This is a genomic window from Streptosporangium sp. G11 (assembly GCF_051192615.1).
GTDB lineage: Bacteria > Actinomycetota > Actinomycetes > Streptosporangiales > Streptosporangiaceae > Streptosporangium.
In genome coordinates this window covers 139,053-162,252 of sequence record NZ_JBPJUQ010000008.1, presented here as the reverse complement: position 1 = coordinate 162,252, position 23,200 = coordinate 139,053, and the positions used below count along the sequence as shown (strand labels likewise).

Annotated in this window: 12 protein-coding genes and 1 pseudogene; 6 read left to right on the top strand and 7 right to left on the bottom strand. The window is 71.3% G+C overall.

Translation table 11 applies throughout. The annotated features are described in order from the left end of the window. Nucleotides 1-135: 135 nt before the first annotated feature. The gene (locus ACSDR0_RS11290; protein ID WP_435288715.1) at nucleotides 136-1,719 is read left to right on the top strand and encodes a peptide chain release factor 3; all 1,584 of its coding nucleotides are present in this window, start codon (nucleotides 136-138) and stop codon (nucleotides 1,717-1,719) included. 90 nt (nucleotides 1,720-1,809) lie between these two features. Beyond that, entirely contained in the window at nucleotides 1,810-2,790 is a 981-nt protein-coding gene (locus ACSDR0_RS11285; RefSeq protein ID WP_435288714.1) for a Gfo/Idh/MocA family protein, read from the top strand. A 580-nt stretch (nucleotides 2,791-3,370) separates the two neighbouring features. On the opposite strand, the gene ACSDR0_RS11280 is transcribed toward ACSDR0_RS11285, so the two are convergent. The 4 genes from ACSDR0_RS11280 to mscL all read right to left on the bottom strand — a co-directional run bounded on the left by ACSDR0_RS11280 (nucleotide 3,371) and on the right by mscL (nucleotide 9,717). Next, nucleotides 3,371-4,531: an amidohydrolase family protein gene (locus ACSDR0_RS11280; RefSeq protein ID WP_435288713.1), complete on the bottom strand. Its 1,161-nt coding sequence runs from the start codon at nucleotides 4,529-4,531 to the stop codon at nucleotides 3,371-3,373. Nucleotides 4,532-5,099: 568 nt separating this feature from the next. Beyond that, nucleotides 5,100-5,771 (bottom strand): hypothetical protein, encoded by a 672-nt coding sequence (locus tag ACSDR0_RS11275; protein ID WP_435288712.1) that lies wholly within the window; start codon nucleotides 5,769-5,771, stop codon nucleotides 5,100-5,102. A gap of 268 nt (nucleotides 5,772-6,039) precedes the next feature. Continuing rightward, on the bottom strand, nucleotides 6,040-9,117 hold the full coding sequence (locus ACSDR0_RS11270; RefSeq protein ID WP_435288711.1) for a BTAD domain-containing putative transcriptional regulator: 3,078 nt from the start codon (nucleotides 9,115-9,117) through the stop codon (nucleotides 6,040-6,042). A 171-nt stretch (nucleotides 9,118-9,288) separates the two neighbouring features. Continuing rightward, a complete protein-coding gene (mscL, locus tag ACSDR0_RS11265) occupies nucleotides 9,289-9,717 on the bottom strand; it encodes a large conductance mechanosensitive channel protein MscL (protein WP_435288710.1) in 429 nt (142 codons plus the stop codon). A 190-nt stretch (nucleotides 9,718-9,907) separates the two neighbouring features. Here mscL and ACSDR0_RS11260 point away from each other — a divergent pair, with 190 nt between their 5' ends. The 4 genes from ACSDR0_RS11260 (at nucleotide 9,908) to treZ (ending at nucleotide 20,010) form a co-directional block, all read left to right on the top strand. After that, nucleotides 9,908-13,240 (top strand): BTAD domain-containing putative transcriptional regulator, encoded by a 3,333-nt coding sequence (locus ACSDR0_RS11260; protein ID WP_435288709.1) that lies wholly within the window; start codon nucleotides 9,908-9,910, stop codon nucleotides 13,238-13,240. Between the two features lie 388 nt (nucleotides 13,241-13,628). Continuing rightward, nucleotides 13,629-15,734, top strand: a complete 2,106-nt coding sequence (gene glgX, locus ACSDR0_RS11255; protein ID WP_435288708.1) for a glycogen debranching protein GlgX — start codon at nucleotides 13,629-13,631, stop codon at nucleotides 15,732-15,734. Next, entirely contained in the window at nucleotides 15,727-18,279 is a 2,553-nt protein-coding gene (gene treY / locus ACSDR0_RS11250) for a malto-oligosyltrehalose synthase (RefSeq protein WP_435288707.1), read from the top strand. Before glgX ends, treY begins: the two co-directional genes overlap by 8 nt. A gap of 3 nt (nucleotides 18,280-18,282) precedes the next feature. Continuing rightward, on the top strand, nucleotides 18,283-20,010 hold the full coding sequence (gene treZ / locus ACSDR0_RS11245; protein ID WP_435288706.1) for a malto-oligosyltrehalose trehalohydrolase: 1,728 nt from the start codon (nucleotides 18,283-18,285) through the stop codon (nucleotides 20,008-20,010). 104 nt (nucleotides 20,011-20,114) lie between these two features. Here treZ and ACSDR0_RS11240 read toward each other — a convergent pair whose 3' ends face one another. The 3 genes and pseudogenes from ACSDR0_RS11240 to ACSDR0_RS11230 form a co-directional block, all read right to left on the bottom strand. Next, nucleotides 20,115-21,119 (bottom strand): YbgA family protein, encoded by a 1,005-nt coding sequence (locus tag ACSDR0_RS11240; protein WP_435288786.1) that lies wholly within the window; start codon nucleotides 21,117-21,119, stop codon nucleotides 20,115-20,117. Nucleotides 21,120-21,251: 132 nt separating this feature from the next. Next, nucleotides 21,252-21,737, bottom strand: a pseudogene (locus ACSDR0_RS11235) (RNA polymerase sigma factor); the annotation flags it as partial. 371 nt (nucleotides 21,738-22,108) lie between these two features. After that, a complete protein-coding gene (locus ACSDR0_RS11230; protein WP_435288705.1) occupies nucleotides 22,109-23,083 on the bottom strand; it encodes a MerR family transcriptional regulator in 975 nt (324 codons plus the stop codon). Nucleotides 23,084-23,200: the final 117 nt, after the last annotated feature.

Below are 23,200 nucleotides of genomic sequence, written 5' to 3'. Positions count from 1 at the left end.
CCTGGGGAAGTGTTGCCACATCTGTTGACACCTGTGGCGGCGCGTAAGCTGGTTTCAGTGTCACTCATGGGCCCCTTCAGTGCCCCCGCACTGTGCCCGGAGTACCCCACCTTACGCATCGCTAGGAGATCAGTAATGGCCGCGATCATTCAGGAGGCGGCTCGTCGCCGCACGTTCGCGGTGATCAGCCACCCCGACGCGGGCAAGTCGACCATGACGGAGGCACTGGCGCTGCACGCCTCCGCGATCAGCCAGGCGGGTGCGGTGCACGGCAAGTCCGGGCGGCGCGGGGTCACCTCCGACTGGATGGAGATGGAGAAGGCAAGGGGCATCTCCATCACCTCCGCAGCCCTCCGGTTCGAGTACCGCGGCCACATGTTCAACCTGGTCGACACCCCGGGCCACGCCGACTTCTCCGAGGACACCTACCGGGTGCTGGCCGCCGTCGACTGCGCGGTCATGCTGCTCGACGCGGCCAAGGGCATGGAGCCGCAGACCCTGAAGCTGTTCGAGGTCTGCCGGCACCGCCGCATCCCCGTGATCACGTTCGTCAACAAGTGGGACCGGCCGGGGCGCGAGGCGCTGGAGCTGCTGGACGAGATCGAGGAACGTACCGGCCTGAAGCCCACGCCGATCACCTGGCCGATCGGCAACGGCGGCTTCTTCCACGGCGTGGCCGACCGGGCCGCCGACCGGATCGTCCGCTACACCCGTACTCCCGGCGGTGCCACCAAGGCCATCGAGACCGACCTGAGCGCCGAGCAGGCCCTGGCGGACCTGGGCGGCGACTGGGAGCGGGCCAAGGACGAGATCGACCTGCTCTCCGCGATCGGCGCCGACCACGACCAGAAGACCTTCGAGGCGCACGAGTCGACCCCGGTGCTGTTCGGGGCCGCGCTGTCCAACTTCGGCGTCGGCCGCCTGCTGGACGCCATGGTCGACATCGCCCCCGCCCCCACGCCCCGCCCGGACGTCGCCGACGACCCGCGCCCGCTGGAGGAGCCGTTCTCCGGCCTGGTCTTCAAGGTGCAGGCCAACATGGACCCCTCGCACCGCGACCGCATCGCCTTCGTCCGGGTCTGCTCGGGCAGGTTCGAGCGCGGCATGGTGCTCATCCACGCGGCCACCGCCCGCCCGTTCGCGACGAAGTACGCCCAGTCGGTCTTCGGCCAGGAGCGCGCCACGATCGACGAGGCCTACCCCGGCGACGTGGTCGGCCTGGTCAACGCCAGCGCCCTGCGTCCCGGTGACACGCTCTACGACGGCTCGCCCGTCGAGTTCCCGAGGATCCCGAGCTTCGCCCCCGAGCACTTCTCCACCGCCAGGGTCCGCGACTCCAGCCGGTCCAAGCAGTTCCGCAAGGGGATCGAGCAGCTCGACGCCGAGGGCGTGGTCCAGGTGCTCCGCTCCGACGTCCGCGGCGACCAGTCGCCGGTGCTCGCCGCGGTGGGCCCGATGCAGTTCGACGTGGTCAAGCATCGTATGGCCGCCGAGTTCAACACCGAGATCCTGATGGACCGGCTCGACTTCGGCATCGCCAGGCTCACCGACGCCGAGTCGGCGCCGATCCTGGCCCGCCAGCGCGGGGTCGAGGTCTTCACCCGCTCGCTCGACGGGGCGCTGCTGGCGCTGTTCACCGACGAGTGGCGCATGCGCGGCGTGATGCGCGATCACCCCGACCTGGTGCTGAACGCCCTGCTCGCCGACACGCGCGGCTGACGTCCCCGGGCACGGGGTGAGTGAGGTGAGGCGGGGAGGCCCGGGTACCGGGGGTCTCCTCGTCAAGCATTCATGGTGAGATATGTCGTTATGAGCGCGATTAAGTGGGGAATTCTGGCGACCGGCGGCATCGCCGCCACCTTCACCGAGGACCTGAAGCTCCTGCCGGACGCCGAGGTGGTCGCGGTCGGATCACGGTCGGAGGCGTCCGCGCGGGCCTTCGCCGACCGGCACGGCATCCCCCGTGCCCACGGGAGCTGGGCGGAACTGGCCGCCGACCCCGACGTGGACATCGTCTACGTCGCCAACACCCAGAACGCCCACTACGACGCCGTACGGACCTGCCTCGAAGGGGGCAAGGCCGTGCTGTGCGAGAAGGCGTTCACCCTGAACCAGGCCGAGGCCGCCAAGCTGGTCGACCTCGCGCGGGAGCGGGGCCTGTTCCTGATGGAGGCCATGTGGACGCGCTGCATCCCGGCCATCCGCAAGATCATGGAACTGGTCGAGGGAGGCGCCATCGGACCGGTCAACACCGTCCACGCCGACTTCGGGTTCTCCGTCTCCGTCCCGCCCGAGCACCGGCTCCGCAACCCGGACCTGGGCGGTGGCGCCCTGCTCGACGTGGGCGTCTACCCGATCTCCTTCGCCCACATGGTGCTCGGCGCTCCCGCCGGGGTGCGATCCTGGGCGCGGCTGACCCCCGAGGGGGTGGACGAGAACACCGGCGTGCTGCTCGGCTACGACAGCGGGGCGGTCGCCCTGCTGTCCTGCGGCATCACCACGGACAGCCCGGTCACCGCGTCCATCTCCGGCCCGCTCGGCCGGATCGAGCTGCCGCACCTGTTCTTCCGTCCCGACACCTTCACCCTGTACCGCACGGACGGCGAGCCCGAGATCTTCCACGTCCCCTTCGAGGGGAAGGGCATGCTGCACGAGGCGGCCGAGGCCATGCGCTGCCTGCGCGAGGGGTTGCTGGAGAGCCCGCTGATGCCCTGGCAGGCGACCCTCGACGTGATGGGCATCATGGACGAGGTCCGCTCGCAGGTGGGTGTCCGTTTTCCCGGCGAATGACTGACTGGGGTGTTTCCCTTTTCGTGCGTCTGAGGCGTTTTTCTTAAGGCGTGCTTGAAGTGTCTCCCCTGCCGTGTGCCTGAGGCGTTTCTCTTCCCGCTCACCTGGGATGTTTCCCTGTGGGCGGGTTGGGTGCTCAGCGTGGTTGTGTTTCATGTCCGGCTGCGGTGGGGGCGCTGTTCTTGCGTGGTGCTCGGTGTGGTTGTTCTTTGTGCTCGCTGCGGTGGGCGGGTGTTCCGGCCGGCCGTCTCAGTTGCTGTCTGGTGTTTCCGGCCTTCGGCCTGCTCGGGCGTGGTGGTTGCGGGCTCTTTTTAAGCCGGCCGGAACACCCGCCCACCTCCGCTGCACGGGTTCTGTCCGTATGGGGTGCGCGCCGTAGTCGCTCGCTTTCCCGGCCGCCCGGGCTCTCGCCGTCGCTGAAGCGTCTTTCAAGGGCCGCTCAGAGCGAATCGCCGTAGCTGAAGCACCCGTGCACGACCCAGTCCAGGGCGGGGCACCGTAAAACCCCGTCCGTTTCCCCAACGACGGCACGCGCCCGTTCCCCTCCGATTTTTCTCCGGGAGGAAAGGTCCAGGACGAGTCACCTGACCCGGACACCCGCGCGGAAGACCGCTCGGACGTCTCGGAGCCGGTCGAGATCGTCGAGGGGGTTCCCGGTCACGGCCAGCAGGTCGGCGTCCGCGCCCACCGTGATCCGTCCCTTCCGGTCGGAGACCCCGCACGCTTGAGCAGCGAGGCTGGTCGCCGCCGTGAGCGCCTCCAGGGGAGACGGGCCCTCCGCGGTGAACTGGGAAATGGCGTACGGCAGTACGTCGTGCGGCTTGACCGGCATGATGCCGGCATCCGTACCGAGCACGATCCTGGCACCAAGCCTGTAGAGGGTCCTGAGGGCCTCGTGCACGGCTTGCACGCGCTTGGCGACCTCCGGCGGCAGGACAAGCGGCGAATCCCCGGGGACGACGCCGATCGTCGCACTCACGAAGACGTCGCTCCCGGCGATGGCGGCGAGCAGGGCGGGGTCCGCGTCGACCCCGTCCGCGGTCACGAATGTCGCGTGCTCGATGCTGTCCACTCCCGCCGCCAGCGCGTCCCTGATCGCCGGCGTACCGTGCGCGTGGGCGGCGACGGGCAGGCCGAGCCGATGCGCTTCGTCGACGACGACCCGCAGGTCGGCCGGCGAGTACTGCGACTCGTGCGGCGGCGGCGAGCCCGGCGTCATGTTGCCACCGCTCAGCATGATCTTGACCACCGCGCAGCCCCGCTCGTGCCGGTCCCGTACCGCGGCGCGCAGGGCGACGGCTCCTTCGACCGCACCACCCATGAAATGGCAGTGGCCGCCGGGCGTGGTGATCGGTGGCCCGGCGGCGAGGATCTCCGGCCCCGAGTTCAACGCCAGCGCCAGATAGTCGCGGCCACCGAGGTCACGCACGGTCGTGATACCGGCCCGGAGCGCCGTGTCGGCCGCGGTACGCATCCTGGCCAGCAGTTCCTCGTCGTCGGCGGCGATGAACGCGGTCACCGGGTCGGGACCGGCGTCGAAGCCGAGATGCACGTGAGGGTCGACGAGTCCCGGCATCAGGAACGCGTCCGCGCCGAGGTCGACCAGGTCCATCCCGTCCGGCGGGAGAGCGCCCGTGGTGTCCACGCCGGTGATCCGCCCGCCCTCCACGAAAACCGTCGTGGGGCCGGACATGTTCGTGCCGTCGAACATCAGTCCGGCGTGGATCGCGAAAGGCGTCATGGTCGAGAAGCTCCTGGAGAGGGTGGCGACAGCGGCACAACACCATCACGAACGACCTGAGAGGACCCTGAAACTCCCTGAGAGGAGGCACAGCCCCTCGTAATGAGCCGGGGCGGCCTGTGGCGCCTCAGCCCTGGACTGGGTCGTGCACGGGTGCTTCAGCTACGGCGATTCGCTCTGAGCGGCCCTTGAAAGACGCTTCAGCGACGGCGAGAGCCCGGGCGGCCGGGAAAGCGAGCGACTACGGCGCGCACCCCATACGGACAGAACCCGTGCAGCGGAGGTGGGCGGGTGTTCCGGCCGGCTTAAAAAGAGCCCGCAACCACCACGCCCGAGCAGGCCGAAGGCCGGAAACACCAGACAGCAACTGAGACGGCCGGCCGGAACACCCGCCCACCGCAGCGAGCACAAAGAACAACCACACCGAGCACCGAAGGAACAGCAACCGCCCACCGCAGCGAGCACAAAGAACAACCACACCGAGCACCACGCAAGAACAGCGCCCCCCACCGCAGCCGGACATGAAGCACAACCACGCTGAGCAGGGAAGAGCACCACCGAGAGAAGCTCAGACGAGGCGCCAGTCGTGGCGTTCCAGGAAGGCGCGCTCGCCGGTGGCGTACTCGGTGAAGGCGTCCTGGACCGCCTTCAGGTCAGGGACATGCGTGCGGAACATCCGGTCCCTGACGCTGTCCTTGTACTCCAGCTCGTAGCCCGAGATCTCCGGAGAGCTCTGGACGAAGTGCTCGCCGAAGACGACCAGGGCCGTGAACGGGTTCTGCGGGGACATGGTGGCGAGCGTGTCGGAGATGAGCCGGAGGTCCGGGCCGACCACGATCATGCCGTCGCCCGTGCGCATCTCCATGGTCGGGTAGACGCCCCGCGGAGACAGGTTGTGCACCAGGCCGCGCTGCGGGTCGTAGCAGATCAGCCCGCACTCGGTGGCCAGGGCGAAGACCTCGGAGGACACCTCGTCGGCCCGCTCCAGGTCCGTGGTGACCAGGACGTGGTCCGGAGAGAGCCACTCGGCCCCGGGCAGGCGATCGGCGAACGCCGTCACCCCCGGGTACGCCTCCGGGGCCTCCTGCTCTTCGAGACGGGGATCTCGCCCCTCGGAGAGGCCGGAGGGAGGTGTCCCACGGTCCTCCGGGGTGCCGTGGCGGAGGGCCTGGAAGACGTTATCCGCGTGTTCCCTGGTGATCGGTTTGGGCTCGTACCAGACGGCCAGTTCGAAACTCACGGTTTCATTGTCCTCCGGGTGCCTTTCCCGATGGAAAAGGGCCGGACCGATCAGGTGATCGGCCCGGAGGACACACCGGTGGCCGAGGCGTTCACGATACGCGAGAAAGGGCCAGCCCCTGTGTGACCCAGCCGGGGATGAGCCTGCCATGCCCGCTCATCCTCGCACGGATCGTGAAGCTTCGAACGACCACATGATCTCCTGCCATCCAGACGCTACGAAGCGGCTGCATATTTTCCGCATATGCCGTAAAGGCTGATCAGGGGCGTCAGGTGATAGAGGAGTGACGTCCGAGGAGACCGGCCAGATCGTCCGCTTTCGCCCTGTCCCCGATGACGGTGAAGAGCTCGTGGGCCTCACGCCAGCACCTCACGGCCCTCTCCCTGTCGCCGGCCGCCACGTGGGCGAGGCCGAGGCTGCGGAGCGCGCCTCCGAGGTACGTCGTCCAGCTGCGGGTCCGCCACAGGGCCACGGACTCCGTCAGGCGTTCGACCGCTCGCGCGTGGTCGCCGTCGGCGCGGTCGAGGTCGCCCAGGATCCAGAGGGCGTCGGCCAGGTGGTGGGTGAGGTTGTAGCGGCGGCTGAGCTCCTCCACGGTGTCGGCCGTGGGCCTCGCCCGCTCGTCGCCGTCGCCGCTGTAGAGCTTCGCCAGCGTGACCAGGGTCATCGTCTCGGACGCCGGGTCCCTCGCGACCCGGGACATGACGAGCGAGCGGTTGAGGCACCGCTCCGCCGGCTCGGACTGGCCGGTCTCGACGTACGCGAGACCGAGGAACTGCAGGGACGTCGCCTCGAAGCGCGGGTTTCCCAGTGTCTCCGCCACCCTCAACGCGCTCACCAGGTGCGGGATCGCCGAGAAGACGTCCCGCTGGCCGTGCGTGATGCCGAGAGCCAGGTGGGCACGCGCCCGGCCGCCGAGGTGGCCGGTCTCCTCCGCGAGGCGCAGCGCCGTCTCCGCCGACTCGACGGCCGGTTCGACGAATCCCTGCGCGGCCAGGCCCCAGGCGCACATCACGTGGGCGTCCGAGAGCCCGCGCAACTCGCCGACCTCGGTGAACATCTCCGCGAGCCGGACGGCGTTGGTGTGCAGCGCCACCATGGCGCCGCCCTCGTGCTCGACGCCGGTCCAGGTGGTCACGTCGAGCAGACCGCGCAGCATGACGGCCTCGCCGAGCAGGTTTCCCGCCGTACGGCAGGCCAGCATGGCCCGCTCGTTGAGGCGACGGCACTCGGAGAAGAACCCGTGGGAGTCGAAGTATCGTTCGAGGCATCCCGCGAGGTCCCAGGCGAAGTCGTCGAGCTCCAGGGCGCAGGCCTGCTCGATGAGACCGGCCAGCGCGGTCCGCTCGGCGTTGAACCAGGCGAGGGGGTCGCGCAGGAGGAGCGCGGTGATGTCGTCGGGCAGTGCCCGGCGCGGCGCCGGGCCGTGGAGCACGGCGTAACAGGCGCCGTGGACGTGCTCCATGGCCTGTTCCGCCAGCCAGAGCCACGCGCCGAACGCTCGGGTCGTCGCGAGCGGCGGTTCGGCCGGGTCCTCCTCGGCCACCGCGCGCTCGCGGGCGTACAGCCGGACGAGGTCGTGGAAGCGGTAGCGGGCCTGCCCGGTGGTGTCGATCCCGGAGATGGTGGCGAGCTGCGCGTCCACCAGGATCTCCAGGTACGTCTCCCCCTCCTCGTGCGGGCAGTCGAGCAGCGTGGCGGGAACCCAGCTCGCGAAGCCCGGCACGTCGAGAAGGCCGAGCAGCCGGAAGGCGCGGCGCGCGTTCGCCGGGAGACCGAAGTAGCTCAGGGCCAGGCTCGCCCTGACCGCGCGGTCACCGACGGTCAGCTGGTCGAGGCGCCCGCGCTCGTCGCCGAGCCGCCCCACGAGCCAGGCGATGCCCTGCTGGGGGCGGGCGGCCAGCCGCGCGCCCGCGACGCGCACGGCGAGCGGGATGCGGTCGCACAGCCAGACGAGCTCGGTGGCGGCGGAGAGCTGCGCGGCGACGCGGTCGTGCCCGATCAGCCGTGAGAGCAGCTCCACGGCCTCCTGGGTGCTCAGGACGTCCAGTTCGACCGGCCGCACGCCCTCAAGGCCGGAGAGCCTCGCACGGCTCGTGACGATCACGGCGCAGCCGGAGGCGCCGGGGAGCAGGGGTCTCACCTGCTGCTCCGACGCCGCGTTGTCGAGGACGACCAGGACGTTCGCGCGGGCCAGGCGGCTGCGGTACAGCGCGGCGCGGGCCTCGACGGACTCCGGGATACTCGATCCGGGTACGCCCAGTGCGACGAGGAACCGTTCGAGCACGTGACCGGGGTCCGCCTGCTCCTCCTCGTGCGCGCCGTGCAGGTCGACGTAGAGCTGCCCTCCGGGAAACCTGCCGGCCAGCTGGTGCGCCACGTGCACCGCCAGCGCCGTCTTGCCGATGCCGCCCATTCCCGTGATGACCGAGACGGTCGTCGCGGAACGGTCGTCCAGCCGCGCGACGAGCTCCCTGACGTGTTCTTCGCGTCCCGCGAAGTCCGCGATGTTCATCGGCAGCTCCGCGGGGGGCTCGCGCGGCTCGGCCGGACGCTGCTCGTCCCGGTCGTCCCGCCCGCCGTCCGTGTGCCCGCTCGCGACGTGCTCGGGGTTCGCCCACTCCCCGGCCAGGATCAGCCGGTGGAGGTCACGCAGCCGGGCCCCGGGTTCGACGCCCAGCTCCTCGTTCAGCAGGCGCCGGATGTCGGCGTACACCGTCAGCGCCTCGGAGCTGCGGCCGGCGCGGGTGAGCGCCACCATGAGGTGCGCCCGCAGGCGCTCGCGGAGCGGGTACGCGTTCACGTGGCCGGTGAGCTCGGCGACGAGTTCCGGCTGGAACCTCACCGAGAGATCGGCTTCGACACGGTTCTCCAGGGTGGCGAGCCGCAGCTCCTCCAGGCGTGCCGCCTCGCCCGACAGGTCCTCGACGAACCGCAGGTCGGCGTACGCGGGACCGCGCCACAGCCGCAGGGCCCGGTGGAGGAGGTCCGCGGCCTCGTGGTGGTCGCCGTGGAGGAAGGCGTCGCGGCCATCCTTCGCCAGTGACTGGAATCGATGGACGTCCAGCTCGCCGGCGTGCACGACCAGCAGGTAGCCGCCGTGCCTGCGCAGGACCCGGTCGTGGCCCAGGGACCGGCGGATGCGGGAGGCGTACAGGCGCAGGTTGTTGCCGGCGGTCTTGGGCGGGTGCTCGCTCCAGAGCGCGTCCACGAGCAGGTCGTCGGGCACGGACCTGTTGGCGTGGTTGAGCAGCATCGCGAGCAGGGCCCTCTGCTTACGTCCGCCCAGGGGAAGCGGCTGGTGGTCGGCCCTCACCTCGACCGGCCCCAGGACGGAGAAGTCCATACCACTCCCCTGGAAGGCTTCGCAGGGGCCAAGTGTGCCCGACCTCCCACCGACCGTCAATGATCATTAAGGACCCCCGGGCCGCGATGCCGCCGGGGTTTCGGGGCGGGAACGGGCCACGGGGCCCGGGAGTCCGGGGGTGGGACGCGGGTCTTCGGACCGGGCCGGGCGCTACGCGGGCGGTGTGTCGGCGACGGGAACCCGCGACAGCTCCACGGTGCAGAACGCGCAGCGCTTGGCGTCGATCGGGATGTCGCTCAGGCACTCCGGGCACTGCTTCTCGGTGGCCTTCTTGTCCCTGTCGAAGAAGCCGATCAGCCGGGCCATGGGCATCACGACCAGCCAGTAGATGACCGCGGCGATGATCATGAAGCTCAGCAGGTGGTTGATGAAGTCGCCGTACATGAACTTGGAGCCGTTGATCGTGAACATGTACTGCGAGAAGTTCGGCTCCCTGCCGCCCGTGATCGCTCCGATCAGCGGCGTGATGAGGTCCTTGACCAGTGCCTGCACCAGCCCGCTGAAGGTCGCTCCGACCACGACCGCCACGGCGAGCTCGACGAGGTTGCCCCTCAGCAGGAACTTCTTGAATCCGCCCATCACCGATGTCCTCCACTCCTGAGTGGAGTCGCACTACCCATCTGTCGGCGGCCAAACTTCCCTATTTTTCTGGCATTCCGCAGAAAAAGGGCAATGCCGGAACGTCTCCGCCGGGAGAACCGTGCGAAGCCGGACGGGGCGGTGGACGCGAAAGGCTACTATCGGCCCAGTTCGCGAGCGAGGTGGCCGGATGGACTTTCGTGTGCTGGGCCCTGTCGAGGCGTTCGCCGACGGAGGGGCGCCGCTGGACATCGGCCCCTACCAGCAGCGGCTGGTGCTGGCCATGTGCGTCCTCGCCGCCCCGCGGCCGGTCGGCCCGAACCGGATGATCGACGCGCTCTGGGAGGGCGACCCCCCGCCGGGGGCGCTCAACACCGTGCAGGCGTACGTCTCCAAGCTCCGCCGCGTCTTCGAGCCGGGCAGGACACGGAACGTTCCCCCGGCGATCCTGGTCAGCAGGCCGGGAGGCTACGCGCTGGACGTCCCCGGCGGCGCGATCGACCTGGGCAGGGCGCGGGAACGCGCGGCCGGGGGCAGGAGCCTGGGCGCCGGGGGCGACCACGAGGGGGCGGTCAGGGAGCTGCGGCTGGCGCTGGGGGAGTGGAGCGGGGAGCCGCTCGCGGACCTCTCGGGCACCTCCTGGGCGGTGGAGGAGAGCGCGCACCTGGCGGAGCTGCGGCTGACGATCGAGGAGGACCTCGCCGAGGCGGAACTCGCGCTCGGCCGGGGGGCGGCGCTGACGAGCGGGCTGGCCCACCTGGTCGGCGCCCACCCGTTCAGGGAGCGGCTGCGCGTACTCGCCGCCCACGCGCTCTACCAGTCGGGACGGCAGGCCGACGCGCTCGGCGTGCTCGCCGAGGGGCGCCGGCTGCTGATGGAGGACATGGGGCTGGACCCCGACCCCAGGTCGAGGGAGATGGAACGACGCATCCTCGGCCAGGATCCCGCGCTGACGCCCCGCCTCGTGGCGAGGGCGGGACGGGCGGCGGCGAAGGAGAAGGAGGAGGAGGGCGCCGGGCTGGTGGGCAGGGACGCCGAGGCGGCGGTGCTGGAGCGGGCGGTCGCGGGTGACGGGCACCGGGTGGTGCTGCTCGCCGGGGAGCCCGGCATCGGCAAGACCAGCCTGGCCGAGCACGCCGCCGGGGTCGCGCGGGCGCGAGACCACCGGGTGGTGTGGGGCCGCTGCTGGGGCGGCACCGGCGCGCCGCCCTTCTGGCCCTGGACGCAGGCCGTGCAGGACCTGGTCGGCAGGAACGGCGAGCTGGTGCAGCTGGCCGGAGCCGGGCCCGCCGGGCCGGCGGGGCAGTTCGCGTTGTACGAGGCGTTCGCCCGGCTGCTGAACGAGCACGGCCCGGTCCTGGTGGTCCTCGACGACCTCCAGTGGGCGGACACCTCGTCGCTGCGGCTGCTGGAGTTCCTGGCCTCCACCCGGCTCTGCCCCGAGCTGACCGTCGTGGCCACGTACCGCGACACCGACGTCCGCCCCGGCGAGCCGCTGGAGCACGCCCTCGGGGCGCTGCTGCGGCTGCCGCACGTGCGGCGGCTGCTGCTGCGCGGTCTGGCCGAGGAGGAGATCCGCGAGTATCTGGGACGGGTGGGCGCCGACCCGGCCCTGGCCGCGGAGATGGGCAGGCTGACCGCGGGCAACCCGTTCTTCCTGGGGGAGGTGCTGCAGCTGGGGGAGACCCCCGAGGCGCTGTCGGACGTCGTGCGGGGCCGGATGGCCGGCCTGCCGCCCGACACCGAGGAGGTGCTGACCGTCGCCGCGCTGCTCGGCAGGGAGGCGGCGACCGACATCCTGACGCGCGTGGCGCGGCTGCCGGAGGAGCGGGTCCTCGACATCGTCGACGCCGCGGTGGGGGCCAGGCTGCTCGTCGAGGGGGACGGGCCGAGCTGCCGGTTCGTCCACGACATCGTCCGCGACGTGCTGCGCGAGGCACTGCCGCCGCTGCGCCGCAGGAGGCTGCACGCGCGGATCGCGGAGGTGCTGGAGGAGCGCAGCGGGACGCGCCTGACCGAGATCGCCCACCACTACCGCGAGGGCCTGCTGGACTCCCGGATGGCGGGCAAGGCCATCGGCTACACCCGGCGCGCGGCGGCCCAGGCGACCGCGCAGTTCGCCAACGAGGACGCGGTGGAGAACCTGGAGAGGGCGATCGCGATGATCGACCGGCTGCCGGGGCCCGACGACGCGCTCCGCTGCGACCTCCTGCTCGACCTGGCCGAGGCTCAGGCGGCGGCGGGGATGAGCGCCGCGGCCCACGCCTCGCTGGAGGCCGCCGCGGAGATCGCCGAACGGCTCGGCGACGACAACCGGCTCGCCAGGGCGGCGCTGGGGTTCTCCGACCCGATCCATCTGGCCATGTACGAGGAGATGACCGGCATCGACCGGCTGGCCGAGCGCGTCGACCGGGTCCTCGCCTCCGACCTGGCCGGGGACTCGCCGTGGCGGGCCCGGCTGCTCGCCGCGGCCGCGCTGACCGGCTCCACCGTACGGCCCGTCGAGCGGAGCGTGGAGATGGCCGGGGAGGCGGTGCGGCTGGCCCGCCTCGCGGGTGACGACCGGACCCTGTCCAGGACGCTGATCTCCCTGGAGATCCTGCTGCGCTCCGGCCACGACCACGAGCGCCGCGGGGCGGTCGTCGGCGAGATCGTGGAGATCGGCCGCCGCACCGGGGACCTGGTCGTCGAGTGGATCGGCAGGGAGAACGAGTACGTCGAGCTGAACGCCCAGGGAGCCGCTGAGCGGGCCGCGGAGCTGCTGGCCTGGCTGCGGGAGACCGCGGAGCGGCTCAGGCTCCCCTCGCTGGTCAGCCTGGCCGCCTGGCAGGCCGCGGTCCACGCCTACCTGTCCGGGCGCTTCGCCGACGCGCTCGCCGCGGCCGACGCGTCCGGCGCGGCCCACCCCGAGGGGGCGCTGGGGCGGGACGACGCGCCGCTGCGGCGGGAGATGTTCCGCTTTCTGTCCCTGCGAGCGGCGGGCAAGGCCCACCAGGGGGGCGAGGCCCACCAGCAGGGCAAGGCTCATCAGGGGGACGAGGCTCATCAGGGGGACGAGGCCCGCGAGGCGGGTGAGGCGCTCGCGCTGGCCGAGGAGATGCTCGCCCGGCGTCCCGGCCAGAAGCCCTGGTTGATCCTGCGCTGCCTGGCCCTGATCGACCTGGGCAGGACGACCGAGGCGAGGGAGGTCTTCGCCGCGCTCGCCCGCGACGGCTTCGCGGAGATAGGTCCTGAGCTGGCCTACCGGTTCGTCCCGGACGCCGTCAGCGAGATCTGCGCGGCGCTCGGCGACGAGGCGTCGGGGAAGATCCTGTACGCCAGGCTCGCCCCGCACGCGGGCCGGTTGCTGGGCTGGTCCCTGGCCGACCTGTGCCTGGCCAGGCTGGCCCTGCTCGGCGGTGACGAGGAGCGGGCCGAGGCCCACCTGCGGGCGGCCGAGGCGTTCGCCGCGCGGGCGGACCTGCGCGTTTACGAGCCCGCGATCCGCGCGCTGGGCGGTGAGTTCCGTCACGGCCTGTCCTAGGCTCGTCACGCACGTCACCGCCAAGTTCTGAGATCACCGTCACAGGAGTGGGAATGTGCGCATGGCAGCGCGAACATGGGGCATATCTGTCCACCGCCGAAGGACGGTGACATTGACATCCTGTCCTCGTGGACGAAGGGGGTTCCCACGGTCGCCCGTGAGGTTTCCCGTTTCATCGCCGGCCGCTCGCAAGAGAGGACTCCTTTGAGGTCTTACATCGGTTCCGCAGGCGTCTCACCTCTCCGCCGGCCAGGCGGCGAGGGCGTTCCCGGCGGCGTTGACGTCGCGGTCGTGGAAGGCACCGCACCCGCAGAAGCCCGCAGTACGGCGTCGTGCCGTCTTCTCTCCCCCGCCTGAAGGCGGGGGTCTCCACGCTCAAGAGGGACTGATGATCGAGATCTGGCCGGGTGACCCCTATCCGCTCGGGGCCACCTACGACGGCGCGGGAACCAACTTCGCGCTTTTCACCGAGGCCGCCGAACGCGTCGAGCTGTGCCTGTTCGACGAGGAGAACAAGGAAACGAGAGTCACCTTCACCGAGTGTGAGGGATTCGTCTGGCACGGATATCTCCCGGGCGTCGGCCCGGGGCAGCGCTACGGCTACCGCGTGCACGGACCGTACGACCCGCCCAGAGGGCATCGGTGCAACCCCGCCAAACTCCTGCTCGACCCGTACGCCAAGGCGGTCGAGGGGGACGTGAACTGGGACGAGGCGGTGTACGGCTACCGCTTCGGCCATCCCGACAGCCGCAACGACGCCGACTCGGCCGAGTTCGTGCCGCGCTCCATCGTGATCAACCCGTTCTTCGGGTGGGGGCACGACCGGCCGCCGAGCACGCCGTACCACAACACGGTGATCTACGAGGCGCACGTCAAGGGCCTGACGATCAACCACCCGAAGATCCCCGAGCGGATCCGGGGCACGTACGCCGCGATCGGTCACCCGGAGATCATCGATCACCTGACCGCCCTCGGGGCGACGGCGATCGAGCTCATGCCGGTGCACCAGTTCGTCACCGACCACGTCCTCGCCGAGCGGGGGCTGACGAACTACTGGGGCTACAACAGCATCGGGTTCTTCGCGCCGCACAACGCCTATTCGAGCACCGGGCAGCGCGGCGGGCAGGTGCTGGAGTTCAAGGCCATGGTCAAGGCCCTGCACGAGGCGAACATCGAGGTCATCCTCGACGTGGTCTACAACCACACGGCCGAGGGCAACCACCTGGGCCCGACGCTGAGCATGCGCGGCATCGACAACGCCGACTACTACCGCCTGGTCGACAACGACAAGCGGTACTACATGGACACCACGGGCACCGGCAACAGCCTGTTCATGCGCTCCCCGCACGTGCTTCAGATGATCATGGACTCGCTCCGCTACTGGGTCATCGAGATGCACGTCGACGGCTTCAGGTTCGACCTGGCCTCGACGCTGGCACGTGAGCTGCACGAGGTCGACCGGCTGAGCGCCTTCTTCGACCTGGTCCAGCAGGACCCGGTGCTGTCGCAGGTCAAGCTGATCGCCGAGCCGTGGGACGTCGGGCCGGGCGGCTACCAGGTGGGCAACTTCCCCGCCAGGTGGACCGAGTGGAACGGCATGTACCGCGACACGATCCGCGACCTGTGGCGGGGCGAGCCCGCCTCGCTGCCCGAGTTCGCCTCCCGGCTGACCGGCTCCAGCGACCTCTACCAGGACGACAGCCGCCGCCCCGCCGCCTCCATCAACTTCGTCACCTGCCACGACGGGTTCAGCCTGCAGGACCTCGTCTCGTACAACAACAAGCACAACGAGGCCAACGGCGAGGACAACCGCGACGGCGCCGACGACAACCGCTCCTGGAACTGCGGCGAGGAGGGGCCCGCCTCGCTGGCGATCGAGTCCCTGCGCGAGCAGCAGAAACGCAACTTCCTGACGACGCTGTTCCTGTCGCAGGGCGTTCCGATGATCTCTCATGGCGACGAGTTGGGCCGCACCCAGCGGGGCAACAACAACGTGTACTGCCAGGACAACGAGCTGAGCTGGGTCGACTGGTCCGACATCAGGGAGAACTGGCTGCTGCTGGAGTTCACCCGGCGGCTGGCCAAGCTCCGCGCCGACCACGCGGTCTTCCGGCGACGCCGGTTCTTCTACGGGCGGCCCGTACGCGGCTCGGAGGAGAACCTCAGCGACATCGCCTGGCTCACTCCGAGGGGAGAGAAGATGACCGACGCCGACTGGAACGTGGGATACGCCAGATCGCTCGCCGTCTTCCTGAACGGCGACGCCATCACCGAGCCCGACCGCCGGGGCCGGCAGATCGTCGACGACTCGTTCCTGCTGCTGTTCAACGCCCACCACGACGTCATCAAGTTCACGCTTCCGAAGGACTACGGCGAGATGTGGCTGACGGAGATCGACACGGCTATGCCGATCACGGTCGACACCCGGGTCTGCCGGGCCGGAGAGAGCGTGCCGGTGGTCGGCCGTTCGGTGAGGGTGCTGCGCCGTGTCTGAGCCCGTGATCCAGCCCGTCCCCGAGCCCGCTCCCCTGGAGCCCGCGCCCGGAATCGTCCCCCCGGAGTCCGTGCCCGAGCCCGGCCCCGGCCCCGAGCCGGCCCCCGGGCCCGGCATGCCGCCGGACCCGCTGCCCGAGGCTCCGCCCGGTGCCGTACCGCCGCAGGTCGCCCACGACGAGATCCTGCCGGAGTCCGTTCCCGGGACCAGGGCGGGCGGGGACGTCCCGGATCCCCTGGCGTTCCCCGAGGAGGTGCCCGCGCCCCCGCCGTCGCCGGGCTCGTACGAGGTGCCGGTCTCGACCTACCGGTTCCAGCTGACCCCCGACTTCGGGTTCGACAAGGTGGCCGAGCTGTCCCCGTACCTGCGGGACCTGGGGGTCAGCCACGTCTACCTGTCGCCGATCCTGCAGGCCGTGCCGGAGTCGCGGCACGGCTACGACGTGACCGACCACTCGCGCGTCCGCGAGGAGTTCGGCGGCGTCGAGGGCCTGCGGGCGCTGTCGGCGACGCTGGCCCAGCACGGGATCGGCATCGTCGTCGACATCGTGCCCAACCACATGACGATCCCGGTGCCCGAGTCGGGCAACGCGCAGCTGTGGTCGGTGCTCAAGGACGGGCGGGAGTCGCCGTACGCGTCGTGGTTCGACATCGACTGGTCCGTCGAGGGCGACGGTGACGGTGACGGTGACGGCGGCGGCGGCAAGGTGAACATGCCGGTGCTCGGCGACTCGGGCGAGGCGGTGGCCGACGGCGACGTGCTGCGCTACCACGACCACGAGTTCCCGCTGCCCGACACGCACTACCGGCTGGTCGACTGGCGGCGCGGGCCCGGCTACCGCCGGTTCTTCGACGTGTCCTCGCTGATCGGGGTGCGGGTGGAGGACCCGGAGGTCTTCGACGCCACGCACGCCGTCATCCTCTCGCTCGTCGAGGAGGGGATCGTCCAGGGGCTGCGGGTGGACCACCCAGACGGGCTCGCCGAGCCGCGCGGCTACCTGTCGCGGCTGCGCGAGAGGTCGGGCGTGTGGACCGTGGCGGAGAAGATCCTGGTCGGCTCCGAGCGGCTGCCCGCCGACTGGGAGTGCGACGGAACCACCGGTTACGAGACGCTCAACCGGATCACCAGGCTGTTCGTCGACCCGGCGGGCAAGGAACCGCTGGTCGAGCTGTTCGCCCTGCACACCGGTGTGCGGGACGGCTACGCCGCCGTGGTCCGCGAGTCCAAGGCGGAGGTCCTGGACCTGTTCTTCGACGCGGAGATCGACCGGCTGCACGCCGTCGTCGGCTCCGACCGCCGGACGCTGGTGGAGCTGCTCGCCGCGATGCCGGTCTACCGGGCCTACGCGGTGCCGGGCGAGCCGGTGCCCGAGGCCTCGGCCGCGATCGTCGAGGAGGCCGGGCGGGTCGCCGCGGGGCGGCTGCCCGAGGGCTCCCCGGTCGCGGAGGTCGTCGAGCGGGTCCTGAACGGCCCCGCCGAGGCGGTCACCCGCTTCCAGCAGACCTGTGGCCCGGTGATGGCCAAGGGCGTCGAGGACACCGCCCTCTACCGCTGGTACCCCCTGTCCTGCCTGAACGAGGTGGGCGGCGAGCCCGACCGGTTCGGCGGGTCCGTCGAGGAGTTCCACGCGTTCTGCCGGGAGATGCCGCCGGGCACGATGACGACGCTCTCCACGCACGACACCAAGCGCTCCGAGGACGTGCGGGCCCGGCTGGCCGTGCTGTCGGAGCTGCCCGGGGAGTGGGCGGCGGCGGTCGGCGAGTGGTCCGCGAAGGTCTCCTTCGACCCGGCCCTCGACTATCTGGCCTGGCAGAACCTGATGGCCTCCTGGCCGATCGGGCCCGACAGGTTCTTCGACTACCTGTTCAAGGCGGCCCGCGAGGCCAAGACCTCGATCTCCTGGGCCACCCCCGACCCGGCCTACGAGCGTGGCATCCGCGACTTCGTCGGCCGGGCCGTCGAGGAGTGCGGGGCCTCGGTCGCGGAGTTCGCCGCGAGGATCGAGCCGTACGCCAGGTCCAACTCGCTGGGCCAGAAGCTCGTCCAGCTCATGCTGCCCGGCGTGCCCGACCTGTACTGGGGCAACGAGATCACCGACTTCTCCCTGGTCGACCCGGACAACCGGCGCCCGGTCGACTTCCCGCTGCGCCGCCGGATGCTCTCGGCGGCCCAGGCCCACGCGAGCCAGGCCCACCCGTACGAGGCCCACCCGAGCCCCGCCACGTCCCGCCTCTCGTGGGACGAGGCCAAGCTGGCGATCACCGCCAGGGCGCTGGACCTGCGGCGGAGGCTGGACCCCGAGGCGCCGTACGTGCCGATCGAGGCCGGGGAGCACGCGATCGCCTTCGCCAGGGGGGATCGGGCGGTGACGGTGGCCACCCGGCTGCCCGTCGGCCTGGAGCGGAGCGGCGGCTGGGGGAGCAGCACGCTCATCCTGCCGCGCGGCACGTGGCGGGACCTGCTGTCGGGTACCGAGTACACCGGCCGGATCCCGCTGGCCCACCTGCTGTCCGTCCATCCTGTCGCGCTTCTGGAAAGGGACTGACGCATGTTCGAGGTATGGGCGCCGCAGACGACGGCGGTCGACGTGGAGATCGGCGAGGTCCGCTACCCGATGTCGTCCGCCGGAGGCGGCTGGTGGACGGCGGAGGTGCCCGGCGCCGGGCACGGCACCGACTACCGGTTCCGGCTGGACGGGGGCGAGGCGCTGCCCGACCCCAGGACCCGCTGGCAGCCCGAGGGGATCTTCGGCCCGAGCCGGGTCTACGACCACGGCCGCTTCGAGTGGGGCGACACCCTGTGGAGGGGCCGCGACCTGCCGGGCGCGGTCATCTACGAGCTGCACATCGGCACCTTCACCCCCGAGGGCACCTTCGACGCGGCGATCGGCAAGCTGGAGCACCTGGCGGAGCTCGGCGTCGACTTCGTGGAGATCATGCCGGTGCCGCCGGTGCCCGGCGGGCGCAACTGGGGCTACGACGGCGTGGACCTGTGGGCCGTCACCGAGACCTACGGCGGCCCCGACGGGCTCAAGCGCCTCGTGGACGCCTGCCACCGGCGCGGGCTCGGTGTGATCCTCGACGTCGTCTACAACCACCTCGGCCCCTCGGGCAACTTCCTGGCCCCCTTCGGCCCGTACTTCCACTCCAGCGCCTCCTCCTTCTGGGGGCAGGCCGTCAACCTGGACGGTCCGGGCTCCGACGAGGTGCGCGCCTACTTCGTCGGCAACGCGCTGCAGTGGCTGCGCGACTACCACATCGACGGCCTGCGGCTGGACGCCGTGCACGCCCTGCACGACGACAGGGCCGTGCACCTGCTGGAGGAGATCGCCGCCGAGACGGAGGCGCTGTCGGCGGCCGTGGGCAGGCCGCTGACGCTCATCGCCGAGTCCGACCTCAACGACCCCCGGCTGATGACCCCCCGCGAGGCCGGAGGGTTCGGGCTGGCGGCGGCGTGGAACGACGACGTCCACCACGCCCTGCACGTGGCGGTGACCGGTGAGCGGCACGGCTACTACGACGACTTCTACGGCGCCCTGCCCAAGGTGCTGACCCGCGCCTACTACCACGACGGGACCTACTCGTCCTTCCGGGGACGCTCCCACGGCCGCCCGGCGTCCCACGTGCCCGGCTACCGCTTCGTCTGCTGCGCGCAGAACCACGACCAGATCGGCAACAGGGCCGAGGGTGACCGGATGGAGCCCGACGCGCTCCGGCTGGCCGCGGGCCTCCTGCTGACCTCGCCGTTCACGCCCATGCTGTTCATGGGGGAGGAGTGGGGGACGCGGGCGCCGTTCCTGTTCTTCACCGACCACGTCGAGCCGCACCTGCGCGAGGGCGAGGGCGACCGGCGGCGGCGGGAGTTCGTCGGCTTCGGCTACGACGACTGGGCGGACAAGGCCCCCGATCCCGGCGAGGAGATGACGTTCCTGCGCTCCAAGCTCGACTGGAGCGAGCTGGACGACGACGCCCACCGGGCCCACCTCGACTGGTACCGCGCCCTGATCGCGCTGCGCCGCGCCCACCCCGAGCTGACGGACCCGAGGCTGGAGCGGGTACGGGTCGACCACGGCGAATCCTGGCTGGTCGTGCACCGGGGAGGGCTCAGGGTGGCGGCCAACCTCGGCCCGGTCGCGCTCACGGTCAAGCTCGGGACGGGCCGGTTCGCGCCCGGCCACATCCTGCTCGCCTCCGACCCGTCGGCGACCGTGGAGGGGGAGGAGCTGTTCCTGCCTCCCCGTTCCCTCGCGATCGTGAGGTTGGATCCGGCCCTCTGACCGGGTCGCTCCCGGACCGCTGTCCGGTGGCCGCCCCGCCGCCGCGACCGTCCCGGGCCTCATCGGTCCGGGCGGAAGCTGCGGACGGCGCGGCGGCCGCGGGCTCAGGCGGGCACGTGGTTGCGCAGCCGGAGATCTTCGGGGTACGGGGAGAAATATGTCTGATGCCGTACGTACTCCCCGGCCAGGCCCCGGGCGTGGTGACGGATCAGGGTCGCCGGGACGCTCAGTGCCACCTGCCCGGCCCGGTAGGAGGCGATGACCTCCGTCAGGTCGGCCCGGCGTTCCGGGTCGAGCGCGTCGCCGACCATCCCCATGCAGTGCTGCAGGACGTTGACGTGCCGGCCGATGCTGACCTTGGTGGCGAACGCCGTGCCGAAGACGCGGGCGTAGTCGGCGGCCAGCTCGTCGCGGGGCCGCGTGCCCGCCCCGGCCACCACCCGGCCGGCCTCCCGGGAGGCCTCGGGGTCGTGGGCCAGCAGCTGCATCTTGTGCCGGGCGTGGAAGGACACCAGGTCGCGCGGGCGCCAGTCGCTCTCCAGCAGCGCGCGGAGCCGGGCGCGGGCGAAGATCCGTTCCACGAAGCTCTCGCGGAGCAGGGCGTCGTTGAGCCGCCCCTCGTCCTCGACGGGCAGCAGCGGATGGGTGTCGAGGACCGCGCCCGCGAACACCCCCCTGCCCTTGCGGTCGACGGTCGTGCCGCCCTCGTGGACGGGGATGCCGTGCACCCCGCAGCTGGGGCTCCTGGATTTGAAGACGTAGCCGTCCACCTCCCGCAGGGCCGGACCCCGTTCGCCGGCGAGGGCGGTCATCCTGTCGGTGAGGTCCACCCGGCTTTTCCTGGAGACCAGGCGCGTGCCGTCCGGTGAGCGCTCCAGGCGGAGGGTCTCACGCGGGCTGCCGAGGCCGATCTCCATCTCCGGGCAGATGTGCACCCACTCGACGTGCCTGTCCAGCTCGCCGTTGAGGAACCGGTCGCGGCAGTGCCCGCCGTCGAAGCGGACCGGCTCGCCCATCAGGCAGCCGGACACCGCGACCCTCGGCCGGACGGCCTGTCCGTCTGTCCGGTCCGTCCCGTTGGTTCCGGTGGTTCTGCTGGTTCCGTTCATCTCGCTCACCTTGTCCGTCGCGCTCGTACCGCTCACACCGCTCGCGCCGCGCGCGGCGGTCACCTCACCCCGGCGCGGCGCGGCGTCCCGGCCGTCCGTCGCGGCCGTGCCGAGGATGCCGGACAGGCGGCGCAGGCCACGTGCCGTACGGGCCTTGATCGTGCCGAGCGGGACGCTCAATTTCTCGGCGATCTCCCGCTGGGTCAGATCGCCGTAGTAGGCCAGCTCGATCACCTGGCGCTGCGGCTCGGGCAGCTTGGCCAGCGCCCGCTTCACCTGGTCGCGCTCCGCCAGGCCGTCGCCCTCGGTCCGGCCGTCGTCGCCGGCGGGATCCGCGATCACATCCAGCGGCACCGTGCGCAAGGTGCGTATCCGCAGCTGGTCGACCGCGCGCTTGTGGGCGATGCCGAGCATCCAGGCGGGGAGGCTGCGCGCCGGATCGAAGCGGTGCCGGGAACGCCAGACCTCCGCGAACACGATCTGCTGAAGGTCCTCGACGTCCTGTGGCCGAACGAATCGTCGCAGGTAGGAGCGGACGAGAGGTCCGTGAACATGGAGGCACTCGACCAGCGCCGCCTCGTCGCCTTCGGCGAACCGGGTGTTCAAGGGGTCTGTCATGACGCCTCCCACAGCCGAGAAAAGCTATTCAAAACTTATTCATACCCGCTCGACGGCCGTGATCGCAAGCGAGCGGCACGGCGCTGCCCGCGAGTTCGGCGGGCTTCGCGGGCTTCGCGGGTTCCGCGGGGAAAGGCGGGGCCAGACGGCGTGAGCGGGCGGGGCGGCGGGGCCTGAGGAAACGGCGCGGCGCGGCCGGAAGCGGGCGGGACGGCGGCGGGGCCCGAGGAGGCGGGAGGGGCGGCGGGGCGCGGCCGGAGGCGGCGGGGCGGCCGGAGGGACGGCGGGGCGGGTGGGCTCGGGGGCCGATGGCGCGCCTGATCGGCGGAGACCGGCGGGGAAAGGCGGATCGGAGGCGTACCGGGGAAGGGTCAGGCCAGGGCGGCGGCGGTGACGCGGGTGAGCGCCTCCTGGAACGACGTGACGCGGGAAACGGAGGCGGGCAGGTTGTCCCGCCAGCCCACGCCGCCGACGACGACCAGGCTCGGCGGGCGGGGCGTGGGCAGTGACGCGAGCGGGGCGGGGTCGCCGGTCTCGGACAGCTGGGACCAGACGAAGACCACCGAGGGGCCCAGCCGCCGCATCGCGTCCGCCAGCGCCGGGTACGGGGTCCGGGCGCCCAGCACCCGGGTCTCCACGTGGTGGTCGGTGGTCAGCGCGGCGGCCAGCGCGTAGATCGGCAGGCTGTGGAGCTCGTTCTCGGCGCAGGCCAGCAGGACGGGACGGGCGCCGGCCGGCCGGGCGGGGCGCTCGGTGAGCCCGATCAGCGAGGCCAGCAGCCGGTCGGAGAACAGGTGCTCGACCTCGATGCTCGCCCCGCTCTCGGACTGGCGCCTGCAGATCGTCTCGAAGACCGGCACCGCCAGATGCTCCCAGGTCCATCGCACACCGTGCCTGGCCAGCGCCGCGTCGATCCAGTCGTGGACGGCCCCGCTGTCCAGCGTCATCGCCGCCCGCGCCAGCATCGCCACCGTGGGCACCTCCGGCCGCCGCTCCGCCGCGAGGGACGGGAACCTCCCCGGGGCCGGCCGGCCGGCCTGTCGCTCTCGCCCCCGATCCTGCTCCTGCTCCACTGGAGACGGCGGGACGGTCTCGATCCTCAGGACCTCCCGTGCCGCGTCGGAGGCGGGAACCCCGCTCCTGATGAGCCGGTTCATCTCCTCCAGGCGCCACAGGTCGCGGGCGTCGTAGCGCCGGTGCCCCCCAGGGCTCCGGCGGCTCGGGCCCACGCCGTAGCGTAGATTCCAGGTCCGCAGCGTGGGGGCGGGCACTCCGAGGCGCCGCGCGACGGCCCCGATGCCGTAACCCGGTTCCTCACCGGCTGCCACCTGACGCTGCTCGTCCATTTCATCCCATTTCAAGCCCGCTGTTCGCCGTACCAGCCTGACAGGCGACACGAGCGGTTGCTCCATGAACATCCTTTCGACTTCCAGGTCCCGGTGGATGCAACCGACGGAGCGTGA

Excerpts from the sequence above, each read along its gene's own strand:
- ACSDR0_RS11230 (WP_435288705.1), bottom strand. The coding sequence starts at position 23,083 with ATGGACGAGCAGCGTCAGGTGGCAGCCGGTGAGGAACCGGGTTACGGC.
- ACSDR0_RS11290 (WP_435288715.1), top strand. The coding sequence starts at position 136 with ATGGCCGCGATCATTCAGGAGGCGGCTCGTCGCCGCACGTTCGCGGTG.
- mscL (WP_435288710.1), bottom strand. The coding sequence starts at position 9,717 with ATGGGCGGATTCAAGAAGTTCCTGCTGAGGGGCAACCTCGTCGAGCTC.
- treZ (WP_435288706.1), top strand. The coding sequence starts at position 18,283 with ATGTTCGAGGTATGGGCGCCGCAGACGACGGCGGTCGACGTGGAGATC.
- glgX (WP_435288708.1), top strand. The coding sequence starts at position 13,629 with ATGATCGAGATCTGGCCGGGTGACCCCTATCCGCTCGGGGCCACCTAC.
- ACSDR0_RS11240 (WP_435288786.1), bottom strand. The coding sequence starts at position 21,119 with ATGAACGGAACCAGCAGAACCACCGGAACCAACGGGACGGACCGGACA.
- ACSDR0_RS11260 (WP_435288709.1), top strand. The coding sequence starts at position 9,908 with ATGGACTTTCGTGTGCTGGGCCCTGTCGAGGCGTTCGCCGACGGAGGG.
- ACSDR0_RS11270 (WP_435288711.1), bottom strand. The coding sequence starts at position 9,117 with ATGGACTTCTCCGTCCTGGGGCCGGTCGAGGTGAGGGCCGACCACCAG.
- ACSDR0_RS11280 (WP_435288713.1), bottom strand. The coding sequence starts at position 4,531 with ATGACGCCTTTCGCGATCCACGCCGGACTGATGTTCGACGGCACGAAC.
- ACSDR0_RS11285 (WP_435288714.1), top strand. The coding sequence starts at position 1,810 with ATGAGCGCGATTAAGTGGGGAATTCTGGCGACCGGCGGCATCGCCGCC.